Source organism: Spirillospora sp. NBC_01491, assembly GCF_036227065.1.
GTDB lineage: Bacteria > Actinomycetota > Actinomycetes > Streptosporangiales > Streptosporangiaceae > Spirillospora > Spirillospora xylanilytica.
Window position 1 is genome coordinate 6,443,944 of record NZ_CP109432.1, and the last position, 26,096, is coordinate 6,470,039.

At 72.7% G+C, this 26,096-nt stretch carries 20 protein-coding genes and 1 riboswitch; of the genes, 14 read left to right on the forward strand and 6 right to left on the reverse strand.

Features of this window, described 5'->3' with window-relative positions:
- Window positions 1–27 precede the first annotated feature (27 nt).
- The 9 genes from OHA34_RS29950 to OHA34_RS29990 all read left to right on the forward strand — a co-directional run bounded on the left by OHA34_RS29950 (window position 28) and on the right by OHA34_RS29990 (window position 14,409).
- Window positions 28–1,035, forward strand: coding sequence for an alpha/beta hydrolase (locus OHA34_RS29950; protein WP_329519589.1), 1,008 nt, complete (start codon window positions 28–30; stop codon window positions 1,033–1,035).
- Window positions 1,036–1,095: 60 nt separating this feature from the next.
- Window positions 1,096–2,187: a redox-regulated ATPase YchF gene (gene ychF / locus OHA34_RS29955; RefSeq protein WP_329519590.1), complete on the forward strand. Its 1,092-nt coding sequence runs from the start codon at window positions 1,096–1,098 to the stop codon at window positions 2,185–2,187.
- 447 nt (window positions 2,188–2,634) lie between these two features.
- A complete protein-coding gene (locus tag OHA34_RS29960; protein WP_329519591.1) occupies window positions 2,635–3,642 on the forward strand; it encodes a conjugal transfer protein in 1,008 nt (335 codons plus the stop codon).
- 72 nt (window positions 3,643–3,714) lie between these two features.
- Window positions 3,715–3,999, forward strand: a complete 285-nt coding sequence (locus OHA34_RS29965) for a hypothetical protein (protein ID WP_432763019.1) — start codon at window positions 3,715–3,717, stop codon at window positions 3,997–3,999.
- Between the two features lie 161 nt (window positions 4,000–4,160).
- On the forward strand, window positions 4,161–7,526 hold the full coding sequence (locus OHA34_RS29970) for a TcpE family conjugal transfer membrane protein (RefSeq protein ID WP_329519592.1): 3,366 nt from the start codon (window positions 4,161–4,163) through the stop codon (window positions 7,524–7,526).
- Window positions 7,527–7,719: 193 nt separating this feature from the next.
- Window positions 7,720–10,209, forward strand: coding sequence for an ATP-binding protein (locus tag OHA34_RS29975; RefSeq protein WP_285938025.1), 2,490 nt, complete (start codon window positions 7,720–7,722; stop codon window positions 10,207–10,209).
- Window positions 10,206–12,716 carry a type IV secretion system protein gene (locus OHA34_RS29980; protein ID WP_329519593.1) on the forward strand — a complete coding sequence of 837 codons (2,511 nt, stop codon included), beginning with the start codon at window positions 10,206–10,208 and terminating at the stop codon, window positions 12,714–12,716. The genes OHA34_RS29975 and OHA34_RS29980 overlap by 4 nt, the downstream gene beginning before the upstream one ends.
- Window positions 12,716–13,351 carry a hypothetical protein gene (locus tag OHA34_RS29985; protein ID WP_329519594.1) on the forward strand — a complete coding sequence of 212 codons (636 nt, stop codon included), beginning with the start codon at window positions 12,716–12,718 and terminating at the stop codon, window positions 13,349–13,351. The genes OHA34_RS29980 and OHA34_RS29985 overlap by 1 nt, the downstream gene beginning before the upstream one ends.
- Window positions 13,348–14,409, forward strand: a complete 1,062-nt coding sequence (locus OHA34_RS29990) for a C40 family peptidase (RefSeq protein ID WP_285938022.1) — start codon at window positions 13,348–13,350, stop codon at window positions 14,407–14,409. The genes OHA34_RS29985 and OHA34_RS29990 overlap by 4 nt, the downstream gene beginning before the upstream one ends.
- Window positions 14,410–14,538: 129 nt before the next feature.
- Here OHA34_RS29990 and OHA34_RS29995 read toward each other — a convergent pair whose 3' ends face one another.
- Window positions 14,539–14,997 carry a ribonuclease domain-containing protein gene (locus OHA34_RS29995; RefSeq protein ID WP_329519595.1) on the reverse strand — a complete coding sequence of 153 codons (459 nt, stop codon included), beginning with the start codon at window positions 14,995–14,997 and terminating at the stop codon, window positions 14,539–14,541.
- Between the two features lie 252 nt (window positions 14,998–15,249).
- On the opposite strand from OHA34_RS29995, the gene OHA34_RS30000 reads away from it, so the two are divergent.
- Together OHA34_RS30000 and OHA34_RS30005 are read left to right on the forward strand one after the other, a co-directional pair.
- Complete coding sequence (locus OHA34_RS30000; protein WP_285938020.1) at window positions 15,250–16,026, forward strand: Mut7-C RNAse domain-containing protein; 777 nt, start codon at window positions 15,250–15,252, stop codon at window positions 16,024–16,026.
- A 24-nt stretch (window positions 16,027–16,050) separates the two neighbouring features.
- Window positions 16,051–16,473, forward strand: a complete 423-nt coding sequence (locus OHA34_RS30005; protein ID WP_285938019.1) for a (deoxy)nucleoside triphosphate pyrophosphohydrolase — start codon at window positions 16,051–16,053, stop codon at window positions 16,471–16,473.
- Here the strand turns inward: OHA34_RS30005 and OHA34_RS30010 are convergent.
- Window positions 16,470–17,450: a LysR family transcriptional regulator gene (locus OHA34_RS30010; RefSeq protein WP_329519596.1), complete on the reverse strand. Its 981-nt coding sequence runs from the start codon at window positions 17,448–17,450 to the stop codon at window positions 16,470–16,472. The two genes, OHA34_RS30005 and OHA34_RS30010, sit on opposite strands and share 4 nt — an antisense overlap.
- Window positions 17,451–17,554: 104 nt before the next feature.
- Here OHA34_RS30010 and OHA34_RS30015 point away from each other — a divergent pair, with 104 nt between their 5' ends.
- Window positions 17,555–18,760 (forward strand): MFS transporter, encoded by a 1,206-nt coding sequence (locus OHA34_RS30015; protein ID WP_329519597.1) that lies wholly within the window; start codon window positions 17,555–17,557, stop codon window positions 18,758–18,760.
- Here OHA34_RS30015 and OHA34_RS30020 read toward each other — a convergent pair whose 3' ends face one another.
- A complete protein-coding gene (locus OHA34_RS30020) occupies window positions 18,761–19,771 on the reverse strand; it encodes a C40 family peptidase (protein WP_329519598.1) in 1,011 nt (336 codons plus the stop codon).
- Window positions 19,772–19,817: 46 nt separating this feature from the next.
- Window positions 19,818–19,950: riboswitch (cyclic di-AMP (ydaO/yuaA leader) on the reverse strand.
- A 190-nt stretch (window positions 19,951–20,140) separates the two neighbouring features.
- Between OHA34_RS30020 and typA the strand changes: the two genes are divergently transcribed.
- A complete protein-coding gene (typA, locus tag OHA34_RS30025) occupies window positions 20,141–21,994 on the forward strand; it encodes a translational GTPase TypA (protein WP_285938015.1) in 1,854 nt (617 codons plus the stop codon).
- Between the two features lie 197 nt (window positions 21,995–22,191).
- On the opposite strand, the gene OHA34_RS30030 is transcribed toward typA, so the two are convergent.
- A complete protein-coding gene (locus OHA34_RS30030) occupies window positions 22,192–22,584 on the reverse strand; it encodes an FHA domain-containing protein (protein ID WP_285938014.1) in 393 nt (130 codons plus the stop codon).
- A 39-nt stretch (window positions 22,585–22,623) separates the two neighbouring features.
- Between OHA34_RS30030 and OHA34_RS30035 the strand changes: the two genes are divergently transcribed.
- Entirely contained in the window at window positions 22,624–23,349 is a 726-nt protein-coding gene (locus OHA34_RS30035) for a hypothetical protein (protein ID WP_329519599.1), read from the forward strand.
- 74 nt (window positions 23,350–23,423) lie between these two features.
- On the opposite strand, the gene OHA34_RS30040 is transcribed toward OHA34_RS30035, so the two are convergent.
- Window positions 23,424–24,179, reverse strand: coding sequence for a 4Fe-4S single cluster domain-containing protein (locus OHA34_RS30040; RefSeq protein WP_329519600.1), 756 nt, complete (start codon window positions 24,177–24,179; stop codon window positions 23,424–23,426).
- A complete protein-coding gene (locus OHA34_RS30045) occupies window positions 24,176–26,092 on the reverse strand; it encodes an AAA family ATPase (RefSeq protein WP_329519601.1) in 1,917 nt (638 codons plus the stop codon). Before OHA34_RS30045 ends, OHA34_RS30040 begins: the two co-directional genes overlap by 4 nt.
- Window positions 26,093–26,096: the final 4 nt, after the last annotated feature.

A 26,096-nucleotide genomic window follows, 5' to 3' on the forward strand; every position in this document is an offset into this window, starting at 1 on the left:
CCCGGCCTCCGCCCCCGAGGAGTGCACATGACAGCCAGCATCCGGCCCGTACCCGTCCGGCCCGTCGCGACCACCGCGGCGGAACGCCGGATCGCCCGTGCCCTCGCGTTGGAGCCGGGTGGCCCGCCGTCCCTACAGGCGCGCGTCACGGGGCAGGTCATCCGCATGGTGGTGAAGTCGGTATGGCAGCGCACGCCGGACACCGACGCTGGGCTGGCCCGCTTCCAGCGCGTCACCGAACTGATGAGCGCGGTGCAGCGCGTCCCGCGCGGCGTGGCCATCACCCCGCAGGATCTCGGTACCTGCACGGCCGAATGGGTCCGTGCAGGGGCGCCCGACCAACGCAAGGTCTTCCTCCAGATGCACGGCGGCGGCTACTTCTTCGGTGGGCCGCGCCTCTACCGCGGATTCAACTGGCGCCTGTCCGCCGCCACTGGACGTCCGGTACTGGCGCTCGACTACAGGCTCGCGCCCCAGCACCACCCCGCCGACGCCCTGCACGACGCGCTCACCGCGTACGACTTCCTGCGCGCGCGGGGGTACGCGCCGGAGGACATCGTGGTCGGCGGCGACTCGGCGGGCGGTCACCTGACCCTCGCCCTCCTCCTCGCGCTCAAGGAACGCGGCACGGCGCTCCCGGCGGCGGCGATCGTCCTGTCGCCGTGGGCCGACCTGCTGTGCGAATCGGACTCGCACCGGCTCAACCGGCGCAGCGAGGTGCTCGTCCCGGCGGAGCGGATCGCCTGGCTCGGACGCCACTTCAGCCGAGGCAGGCGGCACGACGACCCGCTGCTGTCGCCCCGCAACGGCGACCTGGCCGGGCTGCCGCCGCTGATGCTGACGGCCAGTAGCACCGAGATCCTGCGGGACGAGACCCTGGACGTCGCCGAACGCGCCCGCGCCGCCGGAGTGCGGGTCCTCTACCAGGAGTGGGAGGGCCTCGCGCATGTCTTCCCGATGTTCGCCGAGTTCATGCCGGAGGGGAAGGCCGCGTTCCGGCACATGGCCGAGTTCCTGCGCGCCGCCCGCGCCTGACCGGAGTGTTCGTCCAGGGGGCGTCCGTGGCGGGTCCGGCGGGCCCATAAACTTTCCGCCGTGAGCCTCTCCATCGGAATCGTCGGGTTGCCCAACGTCGGCAAGTCCACCCTGTTCAACGCGCTGACCAAGAACGACGCGCTGGCCGCGAACTATCCGTTCGCGACCATCGAGCCCAACGTCGGCGTGGTCGGGGTGCCCGATCAGCGGCTGACCGCGCTGGCCGGGATCTTCGGCTCGCAGAAGATCCTCCCGGCGACGATGGAGTTCGTCGACATCGCCGGCATCGTCAAGGGCGCCTCCGAGGGGCAGGGACTGGGCAACAAGTTCCTGGCTAACATCCGGGAGACCAACGCGATCTGCCAGGTCATCCGGGCCTTCCACGACCCGGACGTGACCCATGTGGACGGCGACGTGGACGCGCTGCGCGACATCGAGACGATCAACACCGAGCTGATCCTGGCCGACCTCCAGACGATCGAGCGGGCCCTGCCCCGCCTCGACAAGGAGGCGCGGACGAAGAAGGACAAGGACAAGCTGGCGGTCGTCGACGCCGTCAACGCCGCGCAGAAGCTGCTGAACGAGGGCACGACGCTGTTCGCCGGCGCCGCCGCGGCCGGGATCGACCCGGAGCTGCTGCGCGAGCTGCACCTGCTCACCGCCAAGCCGTTCCTGTACGTGTTCAACCTCGACGAGGAGGAGCTCACCGACGAGGCGCTGCGCGCCCGGCTGCGCGACCTGGTCGCCCCCGCCGAGGCGATCTTCCTCGACGCCAAGATCGAGGCCGAGCTGATCGAGCTGCCCGACGACGAGGCGCTCGAACTGCTCCAGGGCATGGGCCAGGAGGAGTCCGGGCTGTCGCAGCTCGTCCGGATCGGGTTCGACACCCTCGGCCTCCAGACCTACCTGACCGCCGGCCCCAAGGAGTCCCGCGCCTGGACGATCCGCAAGGGCTCCACCGCGCCCGAGGCGGCCGGCGTCATCCACAGCGACTTCCAGCGCGGCTTCATCAAGGCCGAGATCGTCTCGTTCGGCGACCTGGTCGCCGAGGGGTCCATGGCCGCCGCCCGCACCGTCGGCAAGGTGCGCATGGAGGGCAAGGACTACGTGATGGCGGACGGCGACGTGGTGGAGTTCCGCCACAACGTCTAGCCGATCCGGCGGAGAGGCGTGTTCCGTCCGGGGTTGCGTTCCGTGCTTGTCCGGATGCGAGCCGTTCTTGGGTGTTCTGTCGCTAAAGCGACACGGTGCCGGATTCCTTGGGAAGATGTTGCGGTCCGACCCGCCACCTGGTCGGCAAGTACCGTCCGAGTTCGGGGTGCTTGTCGGAAACCGGGTCAGGCGCGCCGTTCGGAGTCTCCGATACGGGATCGTCACCGTTTGGCAATCCTCCCCGTTCCTGCTGAGGTGGATTGCATTATCCACAACCGCGCGCCGGGGGTGTGCTTCGCCCCGATGCGCTGGAAGAATTGACGCTCGTGGTTACGCTGGGCCGAGGTCGGTTCAGAAAGGAACCGCACCAGCACACGACCGGGCACAGATGACCGCGCCGACCGGGGGCTAGGCGCGAGCGGAGGCATGATGGCTCGCAGGTCGGCCGTGGGACACGGCCGTGGCACCGCCGTAGCCGAGGAGGCTCCGGCGCCGGGCCGCGCGCTCGGCTCCGCCGTCGATCCGTGGGAGCCGCCGGAGCAGACCGGCCGCCGCGGCCGGTCCGGCGGCGGCAAGGGCGGCGGCGGACGCTGGGGAGGGTCCGGCGGGCGCTGGTGGGTGTGGGTCGGCCGCGCCGTCCTCTGGGCGCTGATCCTCGTCATCCTGGTCAACGGGATCCGCGCCCCGTTCGAGCGGTTCACCGCCACCGACAAGGCGCCGTCCGGGCCGGCCAGGCCGGGCAAGTCCGCGCAGTTCCCCAGCAGCGCCGCCGGCGCGTTCGCGCTGCAGTTCGCGAACGTCTATCTCAATTACGACCAGAAATCCGCGCCCGCGCGCGCCGAGCAATTGCGCAGCTTCCTGCCCGACGGCGCCGACGGGCAGTTCGGCTGGAACCGCGTCGGGCAGTTGCAGATGCAGTCGGTCCAGGTCGCCGGCGTCGACGCCCGCGACGCGAACAACGCCACCGTCACCCTGCTGGCCCGCAATGCCGACAAGTGGTTCCGGCTGGCCGTGCCCGTCTACGCCAAGAACGGGTCGCTGGTCATCTCCGGCCGGCCCGCCCTGCTGCCACCGCCGACCAAGGCCGCGCTGCCCCAGGGCGGCGTCCGCGACCGCGACACCGCCCTCGAAGGGGAGTTGCAGCCGTTCCTCGGTACCTTCTTCCAGGCGTACGCCCACGGCGACCAGACGGTCCTGTCACGCTTCTCCGACGGGACCGCCATCGGCGGTCTCGCCGACTCGGTGACCTTCGTCAAGGTCTCCGAGGTCATCGCCCCCAAGGGGGCCGTGGGCGAGCGCACGGTCACCGCCACGGTGGCCTGGCAGGTCCCGGGCAGCGCCGCCGCGGGCAACGGAGGCGAGTTGGGCCAGACCTACCAGCTCGAGATGGTCAAGAAGGGTGCGACCTGGTACGTGAGAGATATTCGCGGCAGCACGGAGCCGAGCGCGTCATGAGAGGCCGCGACGTGAAACCACAGCGGGCACCCGCCCCCCGAACACCCGCAGATCCAGGAAGGTAGTCCGTCGATGCTGCAACACATTATGGCGTCGATACCGCATGAGGTCCTGGCGGCACCGAACGACGAACTGAAGACCGACGACCTCGCCGACTGGCTGCGTCAGATCTTCGGTCCGCTGTTCCTGGTGATCGTCTCGATCGTGGCGATCTTTTTTCTGTTCACCCGCGAGATCACGCGGTTCGTTCAATTCATCGTCCTGGCGATCGGCATTGGAGTGGTCTTCTACGTACCCAACATCATCGAGACCACGGCGAGGGCGATAGCCAAGGCCCTGGGCGTGGACATCACCTGACCCGTTCGTCCGGGGGGCGACCCCCGGGCCCGCGTCAGGGGTCAGGCGGTCCCGGCTCCGCCGGGGTCCGGCCGATCCCGGCGCGGCGGTCACCGAGGTCGGACGGCCCGAGGCGGGGCCGGCAGGCGGCACTGTGCGTGCACAGTTAGGGGAGTAGGGGCGTGGATCTACCCACGTACACGAACATCTGGCGGATCGAGAAGCGGCTGTACAAGCTGTACGACCTGCGGCTCCCGATGCCTCTGCCGCTGGTGCAGATCGGCGTGTTCGCGGGCGTGTTCGTGCCCTGGATCGTGCTGCTGAAGATCGTCGGCATTCCGTTCGAATCGCCGTGGCACGTGCTCTACATCGTCCCGCCCGGCGTGCTGACCTGGCTGGCGACCCGGCCCGTCATCGAGGGCAAGCGGCTGACCGAGCTGCTGCTCTCGCACAGCCGCTACCTGTCCGAGCCGCGCACCTGGTGCCGGCTCACCCCGATCCGCGAACCCCGCGAGGTCACGATCGTCGCCCGCGTCTGGCGGCGGCCCCAGGCCCCCGCTCCGGTGGCCGCCCCCGAACGCGCAGCGATCAAGTCGGGGCGCAAGGCGAGGAAGGCCCGCAAGGCCCGGCCGGTACCGCAGCAGGCGGCCGTCCCGACCGCGGCGTCCCTGGTCCCCGGTCCCGGCGCACTCCCCGGCGCCCTTCCCGGCCCGGCCGCGCTCGCGGGTCCGGCCACGTCCCCGGCCTTCGCCCCTCCGCCGGTCCGGATGCCGCCCGCGCCCCAGGCCCCGGCCCTGGCCCCGGCCATGTCGACGGGCGCCCCCGCCGCCGCGGCCACGCCGCAGCCGCTCGCCGAATACGCGGCGCAGCGTGAGGAACCGCTGGCCGCGTACGCCGGGCCGTCCCGCCAGACCGTCCCGCCTCAGGCCACCGTCCCCCCCCAGGCCACCGCCCTACCTCAGGCCGCCCCCGGCACTCTCGGCACCGAGGACGACGTCCGAGTCGCCGGTCCGGCCACAGGCCCGGCCGCCGGCCCAGTCGAAGGCGCACCCCCTGCGGGGCGTACGACGAAGCCTTGGCGGCGCACCGACCGCGACATCTCCCACGAGGACGACGTCCGGTTCGAGACCGCGCAGCAGTCGCCCGCAGAGCTCGAGCGCCCACCGGCCACGCCACAGCTCGAAGCGCCTCCGTCCCTGGGAGTCCCAGAGCCCGCCGCACCCGCGCAGGGGTCCGGCAAGCGGGCGCTGGCCTCCGGCGTGCGCCGTCCCGGTGCGGCACCCGAGTTCTGGCAGGCCGCCGACCAGCCCACTCAGCCGGACCGTCCGGAAGCGCCCGCCGCCACTCCGGTGCGCAGGCCCGCGTCCTCGCCCAACTCCACGCCGGCGTCTTCGCCCGCTCCGGCGACCCGCCGTGACATCCCGCAGCAGGCCGATCCCAGAACCGCGACGCCGCAGCAGCAGCCCAAGGCCCCCGTCCCGCAGGTGGGGTATCCGCAGCCGAGCCCGCCCGCGCAGGAGGGCGCACCCCGCCGTCCTGCCGCCGCGGCGCCTTCCGCCGAGGTTCCGAAGCCCGCCGCCGAGCCGGTCGAGCAGAAGCCCGTGGTGCCCGTCGGCGAGAAGTCCGGTCCCGGGACGCGGGGGGCGGGAGCTCCGCCCGAGCAGCGACGGCCTGAGAGTGAGCGAGAGGCCCCGAAGGAGCGCGAGAGGGCCCGTCCCGCCGCGACCCGTTCGCACGTCCCTCAGGCGCCGGTGAGGGGCCCGCAGCGGCCCACCCCGGGACTTCCCGGGCCGCCGCCACCGACCCGGCCCGATATCCCGATGGTTCCCGGTGCGTTCGGCGCGCCCGCGCCCACACCCGCGGCGGCGTCCACGGGCAAGGGGCCCGAGGACGCCGAAAGGCGGCCCGCCGAGCAACAGCCCGCCGGGCGCCCCAACGCCGACCGGCCCGTCGCCGGTCCGTCCGCTGGGAAGCCCGCAGGGGCGGGCAGTGGTCCGCCCGCTGAGCCGCCGGTGCGTAAGGATCCGCCCAAGCCGTGGTCCGAGGGGCTCTCCAAGCCCCCGCGCGCGGCTTCCACAGACGCCACAGTGTGGCCGCCCCTCCCCGAGCCCCGCCGCGACGTGCCCGGAGCGACGCCGCAACAGCCCGGCAGGACGGCGCCCCTGGGGCAGGGACGGTTCCCCGCACCCGGCACACCTCCGCAGGGCACTCCTCTGCAAGGCACCCCGCCACAGGGATCCCAACCACAGGGATCCCGACCACAGGGCACCCCGCCCAGCGGCACACCAACGCAGGGCACACCAACGCACGGCACGCCTCCCAGGGGCACGCCGTTGCACGGCCCCCCGTCCGGGGGTGCGCCGACACAGGGCACGCCCCCCAGGGGCACCCCCGTGCAGGGCGCGCCGCAGCAGGGCGCGTCCCCGCAGGGGACGCCTCCACGAGGTGTTCCTCTTCAGAGCGTCCCGCCGCAGGGCAGCCCGGTGCAGGGAGGGTTGCCGCCTGAGGGCATTCCGATCGAGCCGCCACCGCAGTTCGCCCCCGAAGAGCAGCCGCCACCGCGCGAGGTGCGGTCGGGGCCCGCGTCGCCCGTCCGGCCGAGACCGCTGCCGCCGCCCCCGGCGGCGCCGCCGTCCGGACCCGCGATCACGCCGCCGGATCCCGAGCACGAGGTCACCGGCGGGGGGCTGCGACGGCTCATCCAGGCCGTCGGCGGCGGGCACGGCGAGGCCGACGCCGAGTACCAGCTGCGGTTGCAGCAGCCGTTCCAGGGCACCCGCCATGTCGTGGTGCTCGGCTGCACCGGCGGCGCGGGGCAGACCGTCACCGGGCTGATGCTCGGCCACACCTTCGCGCAGCACAACGGCGAGCCGGTCGTGGCGATCGACGTCAACCCGGGGCCGGGCGCGCTGGCCCGCCGGACGCGCAGCGAGACCAACGAGACGCTGACGAGCCTCATCACGCGCGCCGACCAGGTGACCAGCCTGACCGCGATGCGCCGCTACACCTCGCAGGCCAAGTCCGGGCTCGACGTCATCGCGGCGGGCAAGAACCCGCTCCAGGCGCTCGACGACCGCGACTACGCGCTGGCGATCCGCACGATCGACCGGTTCTACTCGGTGACGCTGCTGGACGCGGCGGCGGCCGTGGTCGCGCGGGTGCTGCCGTACGCCGACCAGGTCGTGCTGGTCGCGCCCGCCAGCTCGGACGCGCCGCGCGCGGTCGCGATGACGTTCGAGTGGCTCGACGGGCACGGCTACGAGGAGCTGCGGTCCCGCGCCGTCACCGTGATCAACGGGGTGAGCCGGCGCAGCATGGACGACGTCGAGCAGGCCGAGGCCGTCGCCCGGGGACGGTGCCGGGCGCTGGTGCGGATCCCGTGGGACGATCACCTCAGCATGGACCGCGCGCCCCGCAATGAGCTGCGATCGTTGCGCGCGCCGACGCGGCGTGCCTATCTTGCCCTCGCCGGTGTGGTCGCCGGCGGGTTCACCGTCGTGCCCGAGCGTTACCAGGAGCTTCAGCAGGAGCAGGAGGCCACCCGATGAGCGCCCCCACGCGTCCACGCGGCGCCGCGCGGAGCGGGACCCACGACCCCCAGGACGACGACCCCCGTGACGGCGGTGCCGGCGACGTCCGGCACCGCGCCCGGGACCTCCCTCACGACCCCCCTGACCGGTTCGACGACGGCACTCGCGCTTCGGGAGACCCCATGGCTCGGACCGGGGCCGGGAGGCGGGCATGAGCAAGTCCAGCCGCCTGGCCGTGCGCTACTTCGACGACCGCGTGCTGCTCACCGACAACTCCGCCTGGGCCTACTTCCGGCTGCCGACGGTGTCGTACGAGTTCACCACCGGTGAGGAGCGCGAGGCGCTCGCCACCAACATCACGATCGCGCTGGCCGGCATCCGGATGCAGGACGCCGAGATCCACCTGCGGATCGCCCACCGCACCTACCCGGCGGCCGACTGGGCGCTCGCGCTGGACAAGACCTCCGACGGCGGCGCCGGGTGGCGCGAGTACCTGGAGGAGACGTACGCGCACGTCTGGGCCAAGGACTTCTGGACCAAGGAGGTCTACCTCGGCGTGCGGCTCGGCCCGCGCGGGATGGGCGCGCAGCTGTCCGGCGGGGCCCTGTCGCAGCTGCTGACCTTCTACAAGCGCAGCGAGAAGGCGCTCGGCGTCGAGGACGACGCGATCGACAAAAAGGAGATCTCGCGCTGGACCGACCAGGCCGAACGGATCGGCCGCGCGCTCGGCGGGTCCGCGCTGTACGCCAGGCACGCCACGTCCACCCAGGTGGCCTGGCTGTTCCAGCACGCCGTGACGGGGTCGCTCGCCGACCCGCCGCCGTCGGCGGTGCCGCGCCGCACCTGGGGCAAGGGCGAGATCGAGGCGCTCGTCGAGGGCGCCATCCACAACGGCCGCTCGTACCTGCGGGTGGAGCAGCCCAACTTCACCGGGGCGGGCCGGGGCGCGATCGCGCAGTCCTACGTCGCGTACCTGTCGTTCGCCCGGTTCCCCGACATGATGGCCTTCCCCGACGGCGAGCCGTGGTTCCACTACGCCGACGCGCTGCCGTTCCCGGTGGAGATCAGCGCGCGGATGAAGCTGATCCCGCCGGCCAAGGCGTCCAAGGACGTCTCGCGCAAGCTCGCGCACGCCCGCGACATGGACCAGCACATCCGGGAGGCGGGCGCCGAGGCGCCGATCGCGCTGGCCGAGCAGATCGACGCGGCGCGGATGCTCGAGCACGGCATCACCAAGGAACGGCTGCCGTTCGTGTACGGCTGGAACCGGCTGATCGTGTCCGCGCCGACCGAGGACCTGCTGGCGCAGCGGGTGGACGCGGTGGTCGAGCACTACCGCGACATCGGCATCGACGTGGTCAACTCGACCGGCGACCAGTTCTCGCTGTTCCTGGAGTCGCTGCCGGGCGACCGGCTCCGGCTCAACGCCTACGCGCAGCGGCAGCCGCTGCGCACCATCGCGGGCGGCATGCCGGTCGCGACCGTCGACCTCGGCGACCGCCCCGACGAGAACGGCGAGGGCTGGATCGGCCCCTACATCGGCGAGACCCTCGGCCGGGCCCGCTCCATCGTGCACTTCGACCCGCTGGTCGCCGCGGCCCGCAACCGGCCGACCGCCGTCGCGATCACCGGGGAGCCGGGCGGCGGCAAGACCACCCTCGCGCTGATGCTGATCTACCAGATGGCGCTGCGCGGCGTCACGATCGCCGCGATCGACCCCAAGGGCGACGCCGAGTCGCTGGTCGAACTGCTGAAGGCGCGGGGCCGCAAGGCGCGGATCCTGCCGCTCGGGTCCGCGGCGCCGGGCCTGCTCGACCCGTTCTCGTTCGGCGACGACCTCGCGGCCAAGAAGACGATGGCGACCGAGACGCTGCGGCTGCTGCTGCCGCGGATGTCGGAGGAGCGCGAGTCGGCGATGATCCAGGCGGTCGGCGCGGTCGCCAACGCCGAGCGTCCCTCGCTCGGCCGGGTGGTGGACCATCTGGAGGGCTCGGCCGACCCCGCGTCCAAGAACCTCGGCGCGGTGCTGCGCTCGATGTCGGAGATGCGGCTCGCGCGGCTCTGCTTCGACCCGTCCGGCGGCGACCGGATCGACACCGCCGGGTGGACGACGGTGTTCACCCTCGGCGGCCTCACCCTGCCCGACGTGACGATCTCGCGGGAGGACTACTCCTACGAGCAGCGCCTCTCGGTCGCGCTGATGTACCTGGTGTCGCAGTTCGCGCGGCGGCTGATGCACGGCCTGGACCGGCGGCTCCCCAAGGCCATCTTCCTGGACGAGGCGTGGGCCATCACATCGACACCCGAGGGCGCCAAACTGATTCCGGAAGTCTCGCGCATGGGGCGTTCTCGCAACACTGCGTTGATCCTGGTGTCACAGAACGCCGGGGACCTCTTGAATGAGCAGGTGACCAACTGCCTGTCGTCGGTGTTCTCCTTCCGCTCCTCCGAACGGGTCGAGGTCGGGAACGTCATGTCTCTTCTGGGGGTGGAGGCGTCGGACGAGCACAAGGCCGTGCTGCGCAACCTGGGCAACGGGGAGTGCATCTTCCGCGACCTGGACGGCCGCGCCGGCCGCATCGGCGTCGACCTGATCTCCGAGGAGCTCCAGCGCTGGCTGGACACCAACCCGACCCGGTCCCGTCCGGAGTCGTCCGAACTCACCACCGCGGGGGCCGAGGTCGAGGAGGTCCGACGATGACAGGTCCCCGCCACCGGACGATGCGCGTCCAGCGCTCCCCCGGCGAAGGGCTCGATCCCGCCTGCCTCGAGCCCCCCGGCCGCTCAGGCCGGCGCCGCCGGCGCCACCGGCACCGGCCGAGGAGCCGCCGCTCGGCGCTGCTGCTGGTCCTGATGGCGATGTTCCTGCTGAGCCCTGCGGCTCCGGCAGGCGCCACGCTTCCGGGGCCGCCCGGCGCCAATCCGAACGACGCCTGCGCGCCCGCGGCCAATCCGGCGCCGGAGCAGTACGGGTCGGGGGCCGACGGCATGATCAAGCCGCCGGACTACCCGGACCACAAGCTCCAGCGCACCGAGGTCCAGGACCTCACCTACTACGACCGGTTCGGCACCGCGGGCCAGACCTGGTACGCGGTCGACATGGGCTGCTCGGACGCGATGGCGATGATGGGCAACGCCCTCGCCAACACCACCTTCACCCTCGTCCGCGCGATCGACCGCACGACGATCAGCGTCTACCAGGCGGCGGCGTCGGAGTCGCTGCTGAGCTGGCTGAAGAACACCGTCGACGGGGTCATCAGCGGCATCGGCAAGACGTTCAACGCCCGCTACTGGTCGTGGGTGGTCATCCTCGGCGCGATGTGGCTGGCGTGGTGGGGGCTGGTCCGCAAGCGGGCGAGCAAGGTCACCGAGGGCGTGATCTGGATGGTCGCGGCCATGGTCGCGCTGATCTGGCTGGTGGCGCGCCCCGCGGACTTCACCACGCTCGGGACGAAGGTGTCGGAGGCGACGAGCGCGGCGTTCAATGCCGCGCTGCCGCAGAGCGACACCAAGGGCAGCACGTGCATCCCGCCGCCGGAGGGGCAGAAGAGCCCGACGGCCAATCCGAACATGGACGCCACCACCCGCAACGCCAACGGGCTGTGGGTGGCGCTGGTCTGCAAGCCGTGGCTGATGGGCGAGTTCGGCACCACCGACCCCAATGCGAAGGTGGTCAAGGACAACGCCGACAAGCTGCTGTGGTCGCAGGCGGTCGACCTGCCCGAGACGTACGGTGGGCAGAAGGCCGACATGGCGAAGAAGGCCGACGCCTACAAGTCGGTCACCAAGAGCATCAAGGACGACCACGCCGGGGTCTATCCGCTGTTCCAGGGCAAGAACTGGACCAGCAGGCTCGCGGTCGCGTTCGGCGGCCTCTTCGCCGCGCTGGTCGCGGGCCTGCTCATCCTGGTGATCGCGATCGCGCTGATCGTGGTCAAGATCGCCTTCCTGCTGCTGCTGGTCGCCGGGCCGGTCTTCCTCGGCATCGGGATCCATCCCGGCATCGGCCGGGTGATCGCGATCCGCTGGCTGGAACTGCTGCTGTCGATGCTGCTGAAACAGGCGGCGCTGATAGGCGTGCTGTCGCTGCTGCTGTGGGCGTACGGGCTGATCCTCGGGGAGACGCTGCCCTGGGGATTGCAGATCCTGCTCATCGCGCTGGTCACGGGCGCGGCGTTCGTCTACCGCAAGCCCTTCCAGCATCTGTTCTCCGCCGTCGGCTACTCGGCGGTGGGGTCGCGGGAGAAGAGCGAGGCGCACCTCGACAAGTCGGTCATGGAGGCGCGCAAGAACACCATGGCGCTCGCGGGCGCGGCGGTGCCCGGCGCGGCCAGTGCCCGGCTCGGACGCTGGGGCAAGCGCGACTCCGCGGCGGAGGCCGGTGCGGCGGGCGCCCTCGCCGACGGTGCGGCGGCGTCCGGGACGGCCGCCGAGCGGCGCAACGGCACGGGCGCCGGTGCCGGCGACGGGCCGTCGCCGGAGACGGCCCCGGTGCTGGCCGCCAAGCCCCGCACGGCCGGTGCGGCAGCCGCGCAGGGACGTCCCCTCAAGGGCGCGCCGCCGCTCAACCTGCCGTCGCGCGCCGGTGCCCTCAGCGACGCCAGTGCAGGCTCGTCCGCCAGGTCCAACGGCGGATCGGCGGGCTCGGGTTCGGGCTCGGCGGCGGCCGGTTCAGGCTCGGGCGGCGGCGGTGGCACGGGTGCGGCGGCTCCCGGCGCCGCGGGATCGGGCCGGGGGTCGAACGGCGGCAAGCCGTCCGGCAGCGGTTCCGGCCGCCCCACCTCGTGGACGGGCCGTGGTGGCAACAGCGGTAATGGCGGCGGTGGCGGCAACGGTTCAGGCGGTAGCGGCGGCTCGTCCGGCTCCGGTGGCGGAGGAGGCGGCGGAGCCGCCGGCGGTGGCGCCTCCGGTGGCGGTGGCGGCTGGTTCGGTGGCGGCGGCCGGTCGTCCGGGGGCACTGAACGCGGCCGTGGCCGATCCGGCGGCGGCAACGGCGGTTCGGGCGGTGGTTCTCCGGCGAGGGGCGGCGGACGTGATCCGGCGTCGAACGTGCCGAAGCCGCGAACGGGCCCGAGCGGGTCGTCCGGTTCCGGTGGCGGCGCGGCGAACCGGCAGCCTCCGCCGCTGTGGGACAAGCGCGGCTCGGGTGAGGGCCCGCCGATCCCGTTCTGGTTGCGTCCGGTCGACCAGCCGGAACGGGACGAGTGATGAACCTGAACGACCGCCAGCGCAAAATCGTCTTCGGAGGACTTGTGGTGGTGCTCGCGGCCGTCGGCATCTACCTCACCGTCGCCAACCCCGACCACGAGTCCGGCCGCCGGGCCGCGAATCCGGTGGTCACGCCGGCCGGGCCGACCGGTCCGGCGTCGCCGCCGCCGGGGATCTCGGCGGCCGTGACGGCCGGCGGGTTCGACATCTACCGGTTGCTGCCGTTCTCCCAGCAGGAGTTCGCGTCGGCGGCCGACCTGGCGCAGCGGTTCACCGCCGCGTACGGGACCTACCGGTTCGACGAGGCGCCGCCGGCCTATGTCGGGCGGCTGTCCGGCCTGGTCACCGACCAGCTGCGCGGCGAGCTGGAGCGCGGCGTGGCGGCGCCGGGCATCCAGGACGCGCGGCGGCAGGAGCAGGTGGTCGCCTCCAGCACCGCCACGCTGGACCGGGTCCGCGACATCGAGGACAACTCGGTGATCTTCCTGGTCACCGGCAAGCAGGACGTCACCAAGAACGGCAAGAAGAGCCAGGAGAGCCGGCAGTACGCGGTGACGGTGGCCCGTGACGGCTCTGCGCTCCGCGTCTACGCCTTCCAGCCGGCCGACACGGGACAGGACGGAGACACCGGATGAACCGGCGCCGCGTACTGATAGCCGGGGCCCTGGGGGCGGCGGGCATGCTGTTCGCGGCGCTCATGGTCGTCCCCGTGCTGTTCGGGGCGAGCCAGTTCATGTTCGGCGGCGGCGTGGGCGGCGGCTGCGTGGACGTCTCGAAGGCCGGCGCGCAACCCGCCGCCGCGACCGACGCCAGGGCGATCCCGGCCAACTACCTCGACCTCTACAAGAAGGCGGGGCAGGAGTACGGCATCCCGTGGAACGTGCTGGCCGGGATCGGCAAGGTCGAGACCGGCCACGGCACCTCCAAGCTCCCCGGTGTCGCCAAGGGCGAGAACTACGCCGGCGCGGGCGGCCCCATGCAGTTCCTCGCCGCCACCTTCGATGCGTTCGCGGTCGACGGGGACAAGGACGGCCACAAGGACCGCTACGACCCCGATGACGCGATCCCGTCGGCCGCCCGCTACCTCAAGCACAACGGCGCCCCGCAGCGGATGCGGACCGCGATCTTCCAGTACAACCACTCCACGGACTACGTGAACCTCGTCCTGGACTGGGCGAAGAAGTACGTCGGCGGGGACTTCAAGGTCGTCCAGTCGGCGGGCGTCGAGTGCCAGGACAACGACCTGCCCGCGAACGCCGGCGGCCTGGTCCAGCGGATCATCGCGTTCGCGCTGGCCCAGCGGGGCAAGCGCTACATCTTCGGCGCGAACGGCCCGGACGCCTGGGACTGCTCCAGCATCCTCCAGGCCGCCTACCGCAGCGTGGGCCTGTCCATCCCGCGCACCACGTTCGAGCAGTGGCCGTTCGGGGTGAAGGTCGGCAAGGGCAAGGAGCAGCCGGGCGACCTGGTCTTCTTCAACTCCGGGCCCGGTACCGCCAGCGACAATCCCGGCCACGTCGGCATGGTCATCGGCAAGGGCAAGATGATCGTCGCGAGCTGCTCGACCTGTACCCCCAACATCGGAGTCAAGCCGTACAAGCGGGCCGACTGGGTCGGCGTCACCCGCCCGCTGGCCCGTCCCGACTTCAAGAAGAAACTCTCCGAACTGGCCGTCCAGCAGCCCGGCGGCTGACCACCGGACCATGGCGCCCGGCGGTCGGCCGAGGCCGGTGGCCGCCTGCCGGGGGAGCGCGCCGGGGAGGGCCGTCCCGCGCCCGTGCGGGCAGGCGGGCGGGACGGCCCTGGCGTGCGGGTCAGCGGGTCAGCAGGTGAAGTTGATGTCGGAGAAGTGTGCGTAGTGGTCGGACGTCCAGTACATGCCGTCGTGGCCCTGGTCGCCCGAGGTGATGATGCGGCGCGCGCCGCGGTTCGAGCTGCCGGGGGTCTTGACGGTGTACTCGTGGTAGAAGCCCTGCGGCTCGTCCGGGAGCAGACCCTCGCGGTTCTGGAAGACGGTGCCGTCCTGGGGGTAGGGGTAGGGGCCGCCCTTGTCGATGAGCGCGACGGTGTCGCCGGCCTCGGGCGGTAGCGCGGACTCGCAGATCGGCGGGATGGCCGCTACCGGGGCCGCTACCGGGGCCGCGGCGGGAGCTGCCGCGACGGAGCCGGTGGGGGCGGTGCCGGTGGTGGCGGCCTGGGCTGTGGTGGGACCGGCGAGGCCGGCGGCCAGCAGCGGCACCAGGAGCAGTGTGCGGTACCTGTGTGAGCGGGGGGTCTTCATGGGCCGAGTGTCACCCCGGACGCCCTCGCAGTCACGATGCCGAACGGTAATTCAGTTGAAGTTGCCGATCGCGCCACCGCGAATTCGGCACGGTTCGCACGCCTCGCCCGCCGGGCCTCCGGCGGGTGCGCCCGGCCCAGCATGGCCGGCGCCTCGAACTCGGCGTCGGTCGGTCCGAGCTCGGCGCGGAGCGTCCCAAATCCGGTGAAGTCGCCGGGGGACGCGTGGCAAGCTGAGCCTGTGGAACCCGAGATGAGCATCCGGATCGCCGACGAACTACTGATCTTCCTGCCCGCGAGCCGGCGGGCTCTGGAGCAGCGGGTGGCCTGCGACGGGACGTCGACGCTGGGACACCTGGTGGAGGCCCTGGGAGTCCCGCTGCCCGAGGCCGGTCCGATGACGCTCGGGGGCGCCCCGGCTGAGCCGTCCGCCCGGCCCGTGGCCGGTGACGAGGCCCGGGTCGCGGCGGTTCCCCGGCCGCAGCCGGTGCCCCTGGAGCCCGGCGAGGACGCGCCCGCCTTCCTGCTCGACGTGCACCTCGGCACGCTCGCCCGGCGGATGCGGCTGCTCGGCCTCGACACCGCCTACCACAACGACATGGACGACCCCGCGCTGGTCGTCCAGGCGAACGCGGAGCGGCGGGTGCTCCTCACGCAGGACCGGGGCCTGCTGCGCCGCCGCGCGCTGTGGTTCGGCGCGTACGTCCGGGGCTCCCGGCCGGACGACCAGCTCGCCGACCTGCTCGGCCGGTTCGCGCCGGTGCTGCGGCCCTGGACCCGGTGCACCGCCTGCAACGGACGGCTCGTCGCGGTCGACAAGCAGGAGGTCGAACGGGAACTGCGCAGGGGCACCCGCGACAGCTACGACGTGTACGGGCGCTGCGAGGACTGCGGGCAGGTCTACTGGCGCGGGGCGCACGGCGGGCACCTGGAGGAGATCGTCGAGGAGGCGGTCCGCACCGTCGAGGGGATCCGCGCGGCGCAGGGGGCTGCGGAGGCCGTCCCGAACGGCGGCCCCGCCGGGACGTGAACCACCCGGCATGATGTCCGCAGCATGATGGACGACCAGGAGAGGGGACTCGCCATCGACCTCGTTGTGGTGGGCGCGGCGATCATCTCGGACGGGCGGCTGCTGACCGCGCAGCGCGCCGAGCCGCCGCGGATGGCCGGAGGCTGGGAGCTCCCGGGCGGAAAGGTCGACCCGGGGGAGTCGGACGAGGAGGCGCTCGTCCGCGAGTGCGAGGAGGAGCTCGGCGTCAAGGTCCGGCTGGACCGGCAGGTCGGCGGTGACTGGCGGCTGAGCGACACCGCCGTCCTGCGGGTGTGGACGGCCGGGCTGCTGGAGGGCGAACCGCGGGCGCTGGAACACCTCGCGCTCCGCTGGCTGGCCCCCGACGAGCTGTACGACGTCGACTGGCTCCCGGGCGACCGGCCCGTCATCGACGTCCTCGCCGCGGACCTCGGCGCCCCGCGCTAGGAGGCCGCGCCGCGGGGCCGCGCGGGAGTGCGCCCGGTGGGGTTCGGCGCGGTGGGGCCCGGCGCGGCGCGGCGCGGCCCGCTGAGATGCGGCGCGGTGAGGCGCCGCGCGGTGGCCGCGAACCGGGCGGCGAGCGGATGCGCGCCGGACGCGGGAATCGCGATCACCAAGGGGACGGCCGGGGCGTTCTTCAACCGCACGTACCGCACGCCCGGATGCGAGTACCGGCGCACGGACTCGGGCGCCACACCGACACCGTGTCCGGCGGCGATCGCCTCCACCCACTCGTCCACGTTGTCGGCCGTGCAGCGGACCTGGGGGCGCCGCGCCTCCGGCCAGAGGTCCGGACGGGTCGTCCCGGTGAGCGTGTTCACCACCAGCGGCCAGTCGGCGAGCTCCGTCCAGTCGAGCACCCGGCGGGCGGAGAGCGGGGAGCCGGTGGCGACGGCGGCCACCCGCCGCTCGTGCAGGAGCGTGGACGTCGCCAGCCCGGGGACGTTCTCGGACGCCTCGCCGCGCAGTACCGCCACGTCGCAGTCCCCGGCGTCGATTCCGGCGAGCGGGGCGTCACGGCGCACCAGGCGCACGCGCGCGCCCGTTTCCGACTCGAACGCCCGGCTCACCCGCGCCCAGCCGTCCGGGAGCGTCCAGGTGAACCCGAGCCTCAGCAGCGAGCCCGCGCAGGGAGCGCGCAGTGCCTCGTCCAGCCGGGGCAGCAGCGCGGCGAGGTCGTCGCGCAGGCGCCGCCCCTCGGGGGTGAGTTCCACCCGGCGGGTCGTGCGGTCGAACAGCCGGGCGCCGAGCGTCTCCTCCAGCGAGCGGACGGTGCGGGTCAGCGTCGGCTGCCCGATCCGCAGCCGTGCCGCCGCGTGGGTGAAGCCGCCCTCGTCCGCGACCGCCATGAACGCCCGCAGATGCCGCAGCTCGACCCCCGCGACCCCGTCGAAGGGGGCGGGCGCGCCGCCGAAGTGATCCATGCTTCCGCAGCATAAATGCCGCGCCCGGAACATTTCTCTTCGCCCGGTCCCGCTGCCTACGCTCCGGCTGATCTTCGTTTCCGCAGGTCGTGACTGGAGGGACCGTGCGCAAGATACTCGTGCTGGCCCTGGGGGCCTTCGCCCTCGGGCTGGACGCCTACGTGATGGCCGGGCTGCTGCCGGTCATCGCGGGCGACACCGGCTCGACCGTGCCGGTCGTGGCGCAGATGGTGACGGCGTTCACCCTCGCCTACGCGATCGCCGCGCCGCTGAGCGCGGCGGCGCTCGCCGGAGCCGGGACCCGCACCGTGCTGGTGCTGTCGCTCGCCGTCTTCACCGCGGCGAACGGGATGACCGCCGTCGCCACCGGGCTCCCGCTGCTGATCGTCTCCAGGGTGATCGCGGGCGCCGGGGCGGGGCTGTACTCGTCCCAGGCGAGCACCGCGGCGGCGGCGCTGGCCGCGCCGGGCCGCCAGGGCCGCGCGCTCGCCACGATCATGGGCGGGATGAGCGCCGGCACCGTGCTCGGGGTGCCGCTCGGCGTGCTGCTGGCCGAGCACGCGGGCTGGCGGGCCACGCTGTGGCTGATCACGGCGCTGGGCGCGGCGGTCCTGGCGGCGATGGCCTGGCTCCCGCCCGTCCCGGCCGGCGCGGTGGCGAGCGCGCGGGAGCGGCTCACCGTGCTGGTCGACCGGAGGATCGCGCCGGTGGCCGGGGTCTCCTTCCTGGCCGCGGTCGCGAGCCTGGGGCTCTACACCTACCTCGCCCCGGTGCTCGCCGACGCGGGCGGTGTGCGCGACGTGGCCCCCTACCTGTGGGCGTGGGGGATCGGCGGCGTCGTCGGGAGCGTCGCGGTGGGGCCGATAGTGGACAGAATCGGACGGGTGCGAGGGCTCATGGTCGTGATAATCGGGGGGCTGGCCCTCTCCCAGGCGTTGCTGCCCCTGTTCGCGCACATGGCCGCTCCGCTGGCGGTCCTGCCCCTCGTCGTGTGGGGCATGGTCGGCTGGGCGACGCAGGTCCCACAGCAGCAGCGGCTGCTGGAACTCGGCGGCGAGAGGCGCGGCGGTGTCGCCGTCGCGATGAACAATTCGGCCCTCTATCTGGGCAGCGCGGCGGGCTCGGCCCTCGGTGGTGTCGCCATGTCGGCGGGCCTGACGGCCGGGGCGCTGCCTTGGGCGGCGGCAGCGGTCGCGGCGCTCGGGCTGCTGCTCCAGGTGTTCGGGGTCCGGGACCGGCCGGCGGCGGCGACAGGGACGGCGACGGCCCCCCACCTGGGGCGGGAGGCCGTCGCGGAAGAGCGGAACTGATCAGGAGATGCGATTGGCGCCCGCGAAGTCGGACCGGTCCGACAGGTTGGAGATCTTCACGACATCGCCGGTCTGCGGGGCGTGCAGGTACTTGCCGCCGCCGAGGTAGATGCCCATGTGGTGAAGGTCACTGCCGAAGTAGACCAGGTCGCCCGAGCGCATCGAGCCGCGGTCGACCTTCTGGCCCATCCCGAACAGGTCGCCGGTGTAGTGCGGCAGGCCCGGCTTGCCGACCTTGCCGTACGCCCAGATGACCAGGCCCGAGCAGTCGAACGTCGTCGGCCCCGCGGCCGCCCAGACGTACGGGCTGCCGAGCTTGGTGAGCGCGACGCGGGTCATCTTGGCGGGCAGCCCGGAGCCCTTCACCGTGGCGCTCAGCCCCGTCTTGGGGTCCTTGATGTGGGTGGTGGTCAGCTTGTCGAGCTGCTTGAGCACCTGGCCGACCTTGGTCTTGGCGGCCTGCCGCGCGGTCTTGGCCTCGGCGGTGGCCCGCTCGACCTGGGCGGCCTGGGCGGCGGCGGCCTTGGCCGCCTTGTTGGCCCGGTCGATCTGGCCCTGGAGCCCGGCGACGGACGCCGCCCGGCTCTGCGCCAGGTAGGCGGTGTCGGTCAGCCCGCTGGAGTCGTCGCCGCCACCGCCCGCGCCGAACATCGGGTCGGCGCCGCCGTTCATGTAGCTGGCGGCGGCCAGGCTGCCGAGCCGCTGGCGGGCCGGCGCCGCCTGCGCCTCCAGGCCGGCGGCGGTCTTGGCGGTGGCCTGCGCGGCCTTCGTCGCCTTGCCCAGCTCGACGCGGGTCTTGTTGAACTTCTCGGTGAGCTTCTCGGCCTCGGTGTTCAGTGCGTTCAGCCGCTTGCGCAGCTCGCCCTCGCTGGACTTGCCCGCGGGGGAGGGGGCCGGGGCCGGCGCGGCCTGCGGGGCCGCGGCCTGCGGCGCGGCGGGCTGGGCGGCGTGCGCGGTGACGGGGGCCGCGGTGCCGAGGACGACCGCGATCACGGTCGCCGCGGTGGCCACGGGGGTGACGCGTCGTCGTCGATGGGGGTCCGGAACCAAGCCGGGGTTCTCCTCTCCTTCGTCGCCTACCGGGTTAGCTGACGGGTTCGGGCCAGGAGCCGCCCTACGACTCGCGTCGATTCACCCCAGGGGTTGGGTCCCCGGTTCCCCTCGCGGAGGGGACTCGGCGGTCCGGCCGCGGCCCCGGGGGCGGGACCTCGAACGGTCGGATCTGGTGGAGACTACAAAGGATGGGCAAAGAGGGCCAAATAAGCCCCTTCGGGGCCGTCCGGACGGCCGGCCGTCCGGGGTGCGGCGCGCGGCGAAGTAGAATGGTCTATAGCCGCGCGTCTGCGGCGACCTCCGAACTCTCACGCAAGGCGAATCCGCATGCCTACTTCCACGCGCGACGATCTCCGGAACGTCGCGATCGTCGCCCACGTCGACCACGGTAAGACGACGCTGGTCGACGCCATGCTCTGGCAGTCCGGTGCCTTCCGCGAGAACCAGGACGTCAACGACCGCGTCATGGACTCCAACGACCTGGAGCGCGAGAAGGGGATCACGATCCTCGCCAAGAACACCGCGGTCCGGCACAACGGGATGACGATCAACATCATCGACACCCCGGGCCACGCCGACTTCGGCGGCGAGGTCGAGCGCGGCCTGTCCATGGTCGACGGCGTCGTGCTGCTGGTGGACGCCAGCGAGGGGCCCCTCCCGCAGACCCGGTTCGTGCTCCGCAAGGCCCTGGAGGCGCGGCTCCCGGTCATCCTGGTCGTCAACAAGACCGACCGGCCCGACGCCCGCATCACCGAGGTCGTCGACGAGACCTACGAGCTGTTCATGGACCTCGACGCCGAAGAGGACCAGATCGACTTCCCGATCGTCTACGCCTCGGGCCGGGCCGGCCGCGCGTCGCTGACCAAGCCGGGCGACGGCGAGATGCCGGACGCCGAGGACCTGGAGCCGCTGTTCCAGGTCATCACCGAGACCATCCCGGCGCCGTCCTACGACCCCGACCACACGCTCCAGGCGCACGTCACCAACCTGGACGCCTCCAGCTACCTCGGCCGGATCGCGCTGTGCCGGGTGCACGCCGGCGTGATCAAGAAGGGCCAGCAGGTCGCCTGGTGCCGGCACGACGGCAGCGTCGAGAAGGTGAAGATCACCGAGCTGCTGATGACCGAGGCGCTGGAGCGCAAGCCCGCCGACGAGGCGGGCCCCGGCGACATCATCGCGATCGCCGGCATCCCGGACATCATGATCGGTGACACCATCGCCGACCCCGACGACCCGCGCCCGCTGCCGTTCATCACGGTGGACGAGCCCGCGATCTCGATGACCATCGGCACCAACACCAGCCCGATGGCCGGCCGCGAGAAGGGCACCAAGGTCACCGCGCGGATGGTCCGGGACCGGCTCGACCGCGAGCTGATCGGCAACGTGTCGATCAAGGTGCTGCCGACCGAGCGTCCCGACACCTGGGAGGTGCAGGGCCGCGGCGAGCTGGCGCTGGCCATCCTGGTCGAGAACATGCGCCGCGAGGGCTACGAGCTGACCGTCGGCAAGCCGCAGGTGGTCGCCCGCGAGATCGACGGCAAGAAGCACGAGCCGGTCGAGCGCCTCACCGTCGACATCCCCGAGGAGTACCTCGGCGCGATGACGCAGCTCATGGCGGTCCGCAAGGGCCGGATGGAGCACATGACCAACCACGGCACCGGCTGGGTGCGGATGGAGTTCCTGGTCCCCGCCCGCGGGCTGATCGGGTTCCGCACCGAGTTCATGACCGACACCCGCGGCACCGGCATGGCGCACCACGTGTTCGAGGCGTACGAGCCCTGGTTCGGCGAGCTGCGCACCCGCCCGTCCGGCTCCCTGGTCGCCGACCGGTCCGGCGTCGCGACCGCGTTCGCGATCACCAACCTCCAGGAGCGCGGCACCTTCTTCGTCGGCCCGACCACCGAGGTGTACGAGGGCATGATCGTCGGGGAGAACTCCCGCTCCGACGACATGGACGTCAACATCACCAAGGAGAAGAAGCTCACCAACATGCGCTCCTCCACCGGCGACGAGCTGGAGCGGCTCACCCCGCCCCGCAACCTGTCGCTGGAAGAGGCGCTGGAGTTCTGCCGCGAGGACGAGTGCGTCGAGACCACCCCGACCGCCGTCCGCATCCGCAAGGTCGTGCTGGACGCCAAGGACCGCGAGCGCACCCGCGCCCGGACCAAGCGCGCCGGCTGACACCGGCCGACACCGCCGACACCGGCTGACACCGCCCGGGCGCGCCGGCGCGCACGGGCGTGCCGGGCGGGGCGCGTACCGCCCGCGCGAGCACGTCGGCCGTGCGCGGGCGGGAACGCAGACGGGAAAGCAGACGACGGCGGCCCGGGGATCAGATCCCCGGGCCGCCGTCGTTTCGCGTCTGGCGGTGCCTGGCGCTAGTTGAGCTGCACGGTGCCGGTCACGTCGGCGGCCAGCCGGAGCTGGTCGCCGTCGCGCAGGGGCGCCTCCACGCCGCGGGGGAGGCGCTCGCCGTTGACGAACGTCCCGTTGGTGGACCCCTCGTCGCGGACCCACGCGGTGCCCGACGGGTCGAGCCAGACCGTCGAGTGCCGCCGCGAGACGTTGTCGTACTGGGTGAACGTGGCTGCCACCGGCGACTGCCCGGCGTCGCGGCCCAGCACCAGGTGCTGCCCGATCGAGATCTTCAGCTCGCCCGAGGGGAACATCACCCGCAGCACCGGCGTGCCCTGCTGCGGCAGCGGGCGCAGGCAGGAGTCGCACTGCGCGGCGGCGGGATTGCTCAGCACCGCCTCGCAGTACGGGCACATGAACGCGGTGCTGTCACTCGCCGGCGGACGCTGCTGGCCGTGCTGGCCGTGCTGGCCCTGCTGGTCCGGTGGGAGCAGCGGCGCCTGTCCGTGCTGCGGCTGCGGCATCGGCGGGCGCTGGTCGTGCTGCTGAGGCGGCGGGAACTGGTGGTCGCCGGGCCCCGGGGGCACCTGATAGTGCTCAGGAGCGTGCTGCTGGTGCGGTGCCTGCTGCTGCGGGGGCGGCGGTGCGCCCCACTGGTCGGCCGGTGCCTGCTGGTGCGGTGCCTGCTGCGGCGGAGCGCCCCACTGGTCGGTGGGAGCCTGCTGCTGTGGCGGCGGCGCCTGCTGCGGGGGCGGCGGAGCGCCCCACTGGCTGTCGGGAGCCTGCTGCTGGTGCGGCGCCTGCTGGTGCGGCGCCTGCTGCTGCGGAGGCGGCGGCGGAGCCCCCCATTGGTCGGCCGGTGCCTGCTGCTGGCCGCTGTGCTGCTGGGGAGGCGGCCCCCACGACTCAGGACCCTGCTGCTGGGGTTGCTGTGGCTGGCCCCACGGGTCCGAGGACGGACCGGGCGGTGCCTGGTGCTGCGGCGGTGCCTGCTGGTGGGGCGCCTGCTGGTGTGGGGCCTGCTGGTGAGGGGCATGGTGCTGCGGCGGCGGGTACTGGGGCGCCTGCTGGTAGGGCTGTCCCTGCTGCGGGGGACCGCCGTGCTGCGGGCCCGGCGGCGGGGGGATCCGCGGCGGCTGCTGCTCGTCGTACCCGCCTGGGCGGCGCGCGCCGCCCCCTGAACGCGCCAGGTTGGCACCGCAGCTCAGGCACAGCAGATCGCCTGGCTGGACGGGCTCGTCACAGACAGGACAGTTCATGGTCGCCATGACACATCCCCCGAGCGCACCCCGGCGCGTTCGAGCGTCGATGAGAGGTGATCCATGTCACCCCTTCGCGGGATCCCGATGTAGTACACCCGCCTTCCCTCCGGCCCCTCGTCCACGGACACCTGTACTCGGGGCCCTGCGTCTTCCTCAGTCTCCACGATGCCGGCCGGTGCCGCGTACCGTTCGTCCCCGAGCGGGGACAGCGGAACGACGCGCTGGTTGGCCGACCCCCTCCAGAGTAGGGAGTCGTCCGGGGGGCGCCGTCCCTCCGGATTCAGCCGGTCGACGTACGGCCCCGTGATGACGGCGTCGCACATGCCAAGGATCTCGCGCGTGATACCGGAACGCGAGAGCCGTGTGTAGACATATCCGCTGTAGACGAGAATGTCCAACGGAATCGTCTCACGCTGCCGGGCGTCCCGCCACGCGCGGATCCCTCTGAGCAGCGCCGCCAGCGCCTCCGGCTGCTGGAACGGCTCGCCCCCGGAGATGGTGACCCCGTCCACCGGGCCGGGCAGGGACGCCAGCCATCCGAGCACCGCCTCCACCGGCACGGATCTGCCCGGATCGGCCTCCCAGGTGTCCCTCGAGAGGCAGCCGGGGCAGTGCAGCGTGCACCCCTGCGTCCAGATCCCGGCGCGGGTCCCGGGGCCCAGCGTGGTGACCGGGTAGTGCGCCTTGGCGAGCAGCAGCGAGGCGCCGCCCGGGGACGTTCCGGCGACGGGTGCTGCGGGATCGGTCACTGGAGGTCCACGTGGACGATGCCGCCCTCGCGCCGGACGGCCGACACCGTCACCCGCTCGTCCGGGACGAGCTCGCGGTCGAACAGCGCGCGCGCCAGCGGGTTGACGAAGTGGGACTCCAGGGCCATCCCGATGCCCCGCCCGCCCTTGTCGAGCTCGGCGGTGCACCAGTCGCGCAGCGTTTGCAGCGCCTCGCCCTTGACCGCCAGGATCAGCCGGTGCTCGTCGGTGACGCGGCGGCAGATGTTCGCGAACTGGAGGTCGAAGATCTTGTCGGCCGCGGCGCCGCCGATGAAGTCGAACACCACGATGTTGTCGCCGAACCGGTTGAGCAACTCGGGCCGGTTGAGCACCTCGGTGAAGTGGTCGGCGACCGAACCCTTGATCCGCTGCTCGATCTCCTCGTAGGTCATCCCCGGGGTGATGTTCCGCACGCGCGCGGCCGGGCCGGCCGGGCCGTCGTCGCGGGCGGTGATGTCGTGGCCGCGCACGTACATCCCCAGGTTCGAGGTGAAGATCAGGATCGCCTCGGAGAAGTGCACGGTGTTGCCACGCCCGTCGGTGAGCCGGCCGTCCTCCAGGATCTGGAGGAACTTGTCCAGGATCCGCGGATGCGCCTTCTCGATCTCGTCGAAGAGGATCACCCGGAACGGGTCGGCGCGGACCGCGTTGGTCAGCTCGCCGCCCGCCTCGTGCCCGACGTACCCGGGCGGCGACCCGATCAGCCGGTCGCCCGAGCCCTCGGCGGAGAACTCGCTCATGTCGAAGCGCAGGTACGCCGACTCGTCCCCGAAGACCAGCTCGGTGATCGCCTTGGCCAGCTCGGTCTTGCCGGTGCCGGTCGGCCCGGCGAAGAACAGCACGCCGCGCGGCCGGCTCCCGGACCGGGTGGCCTGTGCGCCGGACAGCCCGAGCACCGCGCGCTTGAGGATGTCGAGCGTCTTGGTGACCGCCTGCGGCTGCCCGATCACCCGCTCGGGGACCTTCTTCTCGCCCTCCAGGACGCGGCGGCGCAGGTGCCCGCGGCTCCACGGGTTGTCGAGCACGCCCAGCTTGTAGGTGCGCACCGCGTCCGGCAGGTCGGCCAGGCTGACGTTGCGCTCCTTGGCCAGCCGGGTCACCTCGATCATCGACTGGAGGGTGAGGCCGTCGGCCTGCTCGGCGAACGCGTCGCACGCCTCCGCGGCGGCGTCGTCGGCGCCCGCGTCGCTCACCCCGAACGCGCGGGCCAGCAGTCGCGCGGTCTCCTGCCGGTCGCCGAGATGCGGGCGCGGGATGGTGATCTCGCGGATGTTCTCGTTGTCGTTGGTCAGCCACGGCGGCAGGTCGCCGGGCCGCTCCACCAGCCACATGACCGGGTTGTAGAGCGGCTTGGGCCGCGCGCCCACCACCCGCACCGGCCGGGCGGTGCGCGACAGCTTCGCGCAGAACCGGAAGAAGTCGCGTTCGGCCGGTTCCAGGTCCGTCGGCGTGCGGGCGATCCGGGACGCCGAGTCGATCACGAACGCGGCGCGCACGTTCTCCTGCGGGCGGGCCACCGCGGCCAGGTGCCGGGTCAGCGCCTCCAGGGACGGCTTCTCGTCGGCCTTCACCTTGCCGAGCAGCTGCTCGGCCGCCCGCGCCGCCTCGTCGCCGATCTCGTCGCCGGGCTCGGGATGGATCTGGAGGCCGTCCACCGGGTCGTACACCACCATGCAGGAGCTCCCGCTGGACCGCAGCGACTCCCACAGCAGATCGCGCAGCGGCAGCAGCCGGGCCGGGCCGCCGACCTGCGCCGGCGGGGCGAGGAAACTGTCGTACAGGTTGCCCGACAGGACGTACTGGGAGTGCACCGACAGGGTCGCGTCGAGCTCCCGGATGAACGGCGGCCAGCCGGGCAGCCGGCCCCCGAGGGTCGGTGAATCAATGCTCATCGGG